The following is a 4,922-nucleotide window of genomic DNA, read 5'->3' on the forward strand; positions in this document are numbered from 1 at the left end:
AGAACATTCAAGATCCACATGACCTCCTCCCTTACCGCGCTGAGCCAACTAAAGCAACTGACTACAGTCGTAGCCGATACCGGCGACTTTGAGCGCATGCAGGAATACCAGCCCCAAGATGCAACAACCAATCCATCCCTGATACTCAAGGCAGCACAGCAAGCCAACTATCAGGCCTTGGTAAACCAAGTTAAATCAGCCCACCCTAGTATGAAACCAGTCGATTTAGTCGACCACATCCTAGTGGCTTTTGGCCTTGAAATTTTAAAGATTGTTCCAGGACGGGTTTCAACTGAAGTAGATGCCCGCCTTTCTTTTGATACTCAGGCAACCATTAACAAAGCACGGCATCTGATTGCACTGTATGAATCTCACGGGATCGATCGTCAGCGTGTCTTAATCAAACTAGCAGGTACATGGGAAGGGATTCAGGCAGCTAAAGCTTTGGAAGCCGAGGGCATTCACTGCAATATGACGCTGCTTTTTTCTTTGGTGCAAGCTGCTGCCTGTGGTGCAGTGAATGCTAAATTGATTTCACCATTTGTAGGGCGTATTACCGATTGGTACAAAGCCAAACTGGGTAGCAGCTGGAGTGATGTCAATAATGGCGGTGCGAATGATCCTGGCGTCACCTCGGTCAAGCGTATCTTCCACTATTACAAACATTTCGGCATTACCACTGAAATCATGGGGGCCAGCTTTCGCAACACCAGCCAAATCCTAGAGCTAGCAGGATGCGACTTGCTCACTATCAGTCCAGAGCTTTTGGGTGATCTTCAGAACAGCACGACAGCAGTTGAGAAGAAGCTCAATTCCAACAATGCAGCAAGCGCTCTTGCTAGCGAAAATATCTCAGCTCTCAAGTTAGATGAATCTCACTTTAGATTGCAGTTAAATAATGATGCTATGGCCACAGAAAAGCTTGCAGAAGGCATACGCAATTTCTGTATCGATACAGAAAAATTAGAAATTCTTTTAAGTAATTAAGTCACTAGACTAAACTTTTGAGGAGTAATCATGATTATCCATTGCCCACATTGCAATAAAGCAAATCGCGTCCCTGCTGAAAAACTCAATCAGACACCAGTTTGTGGCGTTTGCAAACAGGAGCTTCTTTCACTCCCCATCAATGCCACTGCGGCAAACTTCAGCGAACTAGTGACTCAATCAACAATGCCGGTAATAGTCGACTTTTGGGCACCATGGTGCGGGCCATGCAAGATGTTTGGTCCTACCTTTCAGGCAAGCGCTATTGCTCACGCAAATCAGGTCTTGTTTGTCAAAGTCAACACCGAGGCAGAACAAATGCTCGGATCGAAATGGAATATCCGCTCAATACCAACGCTAGCGGGATTTAAAAACGGTAAAGAAGTGCATCGCATTAGTGGCGCACTACCGCCAGCTCAATTAGAGCAATTCATTCAGCAGCTAATTGCCTAATGTTTTGCTAATCAACTAGCAAATTACTTCTTAGCGGTACTGATACCCAAAATAATATAGGCGGGGCAATTTTCCATCATCCCAGTCAGCAAAGGGATAATGCCGATCCACGCCCAAGGGCCAGTAATACCAAAACCAGCAAGCCCCATCAGGGTGACGCCAATAGTCATTCGTAGAACGCGGTCAGTATGTCCAATATTGCATTTCATAGAAGCCCCTTGAGCAAATTGATGGATTTACTACTTATTTAGGCTCTTTAGCCAAGCGCTGTCTTAGTGCTTCGTACAAGCATACGCCACTCGCTACAGAAACATTCAAACTCTCAACAACGCCCTTCATCGGAATACGCACCAACTCGTCACAAGTCTCGCGCGTTAAGCGTCTCATACCCTCACCCTCTGCGCCCATGACGATACCAATCGGACCAGTGAGATCCAGATCATAAATAGACTTTTCAGCTTCATCGTCAGTGCCAATTAACCAAACACCCGCTTCTTGCATTTCTTTCATGCTGCGTACTAAGTTGGTAACGGTAATCACTGGCATTACTTCAGAAGCGCCACTAGATACCTTGCTCACAGTCGCATTGATAGAGGCCGAGCGATCTTTAGGGATCACTACTGCATCAACACCAGCGCCATCAGCAACACGTAAACATGCACCGAAATTATGGGGATCTGTAACACCATCCAATACCAAGAACATTACTTTACTTTGATTACTCTCCGCATCTTCAACCACCTCGGTAATAGTTCGGGCGATGGTCATCTTCTCTGCTAAAGCGACTACACCTTGATGGCGATCATGGCCAGCGAGTTTATGAAGACGTTCAGCATCGGCTGCATGCAATCTTTCACCCAAAATCTCTTCAGCTTGCTTAAGAAAATCACCCATACGACGGTCACGACGGCTAGGATCAAAATAAACTGACTTCAGACTTGCGGCATCAACTCGCAAACGCGCTTGCACTGCATGAAAACCCACCAATATTTGCTTCATCTTTACTTATCTCATCCTGTATTGCTAATTATTTGCGACGCGCTTTAGTACTGCGGACAGGTGGTTTAGTGCCAGCAGGCTTACCAGCTGGTCTAGTTGGTTTACCGGACTTGCCTGACTTGGCAACTTTACTGGCCGTTCTTCCAGCCTGATTCTTAGACTGATTGGCACCCAAATTACCGGCAGACTTTGCGGCATTCACATTAACTCCAGAATGCTTCTGCGGCTCTTTACTGCCAGGGCGACCCTTCTTTGGAGATGCCTTTTTATTGGGTCTGCCAGTATCGCTAGCTAAAATAATTTGACGGCGATTCGTTGTACCACCTGGCTCTAGACCAACAGACTTCACCAAGCTAAATTCAATCTTGCGGGCGTCAAGATCAACGCGGCTGACTAAGACATGCACACGATCACCTAAGCGATAGCGAATACCTGTTCTCTCGCCACGCAACTCTTGTCGGGCTTCGTCATACTGAAAGTAATCGCCACCCAATTCTGTGACATGAATCATGCCCTCAACAAAGAGATTTTCTAGCTGCACAAATAAACCAAAAGAAGCTACACCAGTAACGGTGCCAGCATACTCTTGACCCAAATGATCTCGCATGTAATAACACTTGAGCCATGCTTCGACATCACGAGATGCTTCATCTGCACGACGCTCATTAGATGAGCAATGCACACCCAGCTGACCCCAAATAGGCAAAGCAGCATTCGCACCCTTTGGTAATTTAGGCAAGCGTGTACCTTTGGCAGCAGCTTCTTTCGCATCACTGTGAGACTTCTTAGCATTAACCGCATTTTCACGACCCTTACCCTTGCGTGGCAAAGTAAGGTTGAGCGGGACGGTTGGCGGCAATACAGGTGTATAGGGCTTCTTGGCCAGAATCGCTTTAATAACTCGATGAGTCAATAAATCGGGGTAGCGACGAATCGGGCTAGTGAAATGCGAATACGCTGGATAGGCAAGTCCAAAGTGGCCTTCGTTATCCGGCTGATACATCGCCTGCTGCATAGAACGTAAAACAACGGACTGAAGCATATTGGCATCAGGACGCTCTTTGATTTCGCGCATGAGCTTGGCATAGTCTTTTGGCTTTGGCTTTTCACCACCACCTAATGACAAACCAGAGGTGCGCAATACTTGGCGCAAGGTGACTAACTTTTCTTCAGAAGGTTCGCCGTGAACGCGATACAAGCTGAGATGCTTATTCTGATCGATAAAATCTGCTGCACAGACGTTAGCTGTCAACATGCACTCTTCAATGAGGCGATGCGCATCGTTGCGCAAACGCGGCTCGATTCGCAGAATCTTACCCAGCTCGTTACTGATAATTTGAGTTTCAGTAGTTTCAAATTCGATAGCGCCCCGTTTTTGACGTGCATCTAATAAAATTTTGTACAGAGAATAGAGATTTGTCAGTAAAGGCCTGAAATCAGCAAAACGCGTTGCTTCAGGACCCTTGCTATTAGAAAGTATCTCCCACACTGTATCGTAGGTAAAACGTTGTGCAGAATGCATTACCGCTGGATAGAACTGGTATGCCAACACTACTCCGTTGTTATCCACAACTGAGTCACACACCATACAGAGACGATCAACACCAGGGTTCAAAGAACAAAGACCGTTAGAGATCTTCTCAGGCAGCATTGGTATTACCCGTCTCGGGAAATACACCGACGTTGCACGCAGCAGGCCTTCATCATCTAAGGGTTGGCCTGGCTTTACATAGTGGGATACGTCAGCAATGGCAACAATCAGGCGCCAAGCCTTGCTCTTGCCATACATCACCGGTTCGCAATATACCGCATCATCGAAGTCGCGAGCATCGGCACCATCGATGGTGACTAAAGGGACATCACGTAAATCAACTCGACCTTCAAGGTCGGATTGCTGAACTGTATCGGGCAAGGCAGCCGCTTCTTTTTTAACAGCCGCTGAAAACTCATGCGGGACGCCATACTTGCGAACGGCGATTTCAATTTCCATACCAGGGTCATCAATTTCACCAAGCACTTCAACAACGCGGCCAACGGCTTGACGATAGCTATCTGGATAGTCAATGATCTCAACGCTCACTACTTGACCCAATTTGGCATTACCCTGACCCTTTGGTGGAATCAAGATATCGTGACCAATGCGTTTATCCTCTGGCGCAACAATCAAAACGCCATTCTCATTTAAGAGGCGGCCAATGACGACTTTATTTGCGTGCAGAATCACATCAACGATCTGACCCTCTGGTCGACCACGACGATCTGTTCCCAATACTCTGACATTGACCCTATCACCGTGCATAACGCGGGACATTTCTCTTTCAGAAAGAAAAATATCTTCTCCACCATCATCCGGTATTACAAATCCAAATCCATCTCGGTGACCTTGGACTGTACCTAAGCGGTCAGCCTCTCGTGGCACCAAGTTTTTTGCTTTACGCATTTAATTCCTTCGGCAATTCATGCCTTATATATCAATCATTATT

At 46.6% G+C, this 4,922-nt stretch carries 5 protein-coding genes; 2 read left to right on the forward strand and 3 right to left on the reverse strand.

The window, feature by feature from the left end:
- The first annotated feature begins 18 nt into the window (after positions 1-18).
- Both tal and trxC read left to right on the forward strand, forming a co-directional pair.
- Positions 19-987 carry a transaldolase gene (tal, locus tag B7X71_RS11780; protein WP_293600825.1) on the forward strand — a complete coding sequence of 323 codons (969 nt, stop codon included), beginning with the start codon at positions 19-21 and terminating at the stop codon, positions 985-987.
- Positions 988-1,017: 30 nt separating this feature from the next.
- Entirely contained in the window at positions 1,018-1,440 is a 423-nt protein-coding gene (trxC, locus tag B7X71_RS11785; protein ID WP_293598787.1) for a thioredoxin TrxC, read from the forward strand.
- A gap of 23 nt (positions 1,441-1,463) precedes the next feature.
- Here the strand turns inward: trxC and B7X71_RS11790 are convergent, their stop codons facing one another.
- The 3 genes from B7X71_RS11790 to rnr are packed head-to-tail and all read right to left on the reverse strand — an operon-like array spanning position 1,464 to position 4,879.
- Positions 1,464-1,649, reverse strand: coding sequence for a DUF2892 domain-containing protein (locus B7X71_RS11790; RefSeq protein WP_293598788.1), 186 nt, complete (start codon positions 1,647-1,649; stop codon positions 1,464-1,466).
- Positions 1,650-1,683: 34 nt separating this feature from the next.
- Positions 1,684-2,439, reverse strand: a complete 756-nt coding sequence (rlmB, locus tag B7X71_RS11795) for a 23S rRNA (guanosine(2251)-2'-O)-methyltransferase RlmB (RefSeq protein ID WP_215300959.1) — start codon at positions 2,437-2,439, stop codon at positions 1,684-1,686.
- A 28-nt stretch (positions 2,440-2,467) separates the two neighbouring features.
- Positions 2,468-4,879: a ribonuclease R gene (gene rnr / locus B7X71_RS11800; protein ID WP_293598789.1), complete on the reverse strand. Its 2,412-nt coding sequence runs from the start codon at positions 4,877-4,879 to the stop codon at positions 2,468-2,470.
- Between the last annotated feature and the right edge of the window lie 43 nt (positions 4,880-4,922).

The organism is Polynucleobacter sp. 39-46-10, from assembly GCF_002282275.1.

Bases quoted from the DNA above. Each gene is read 5' to 3' on its own strand.
- rlmB (WP_215300959.1), bottom strand. From the start codon at position 2,439: ATGAAGCAAATATTGGTGGGTTTTCATGCAGTGCAAGCGCGTTTGCGA.
- trxC (WP_293598787.1), top strand. From the start codon at position 1,018: ATGATTATCCATTGCCCACATTGCAATAAAGCAAATCGCGTCCCTGCT.
- B7X71_RS11790 (WP_293598788.1), bottom strand. From the start codon at position 1,649: ATGAAATGCAATATTGGACATACTGACCGCGTTCTACGAATGACTATT.
- tal (WP_293600825.1), top strand. From the start codon at position 19: ATGACCTCCTCCCTTACCGCGCTGAGCCAACTAAAGCAACTGACTACA.
- rnr (WP_293598789.1), bottom strand. From the start codon at position 4,879: ATGCGTAAAGCAAAAAACTTGGTGCCACGAGAGGCTGACCGCTTAGGT.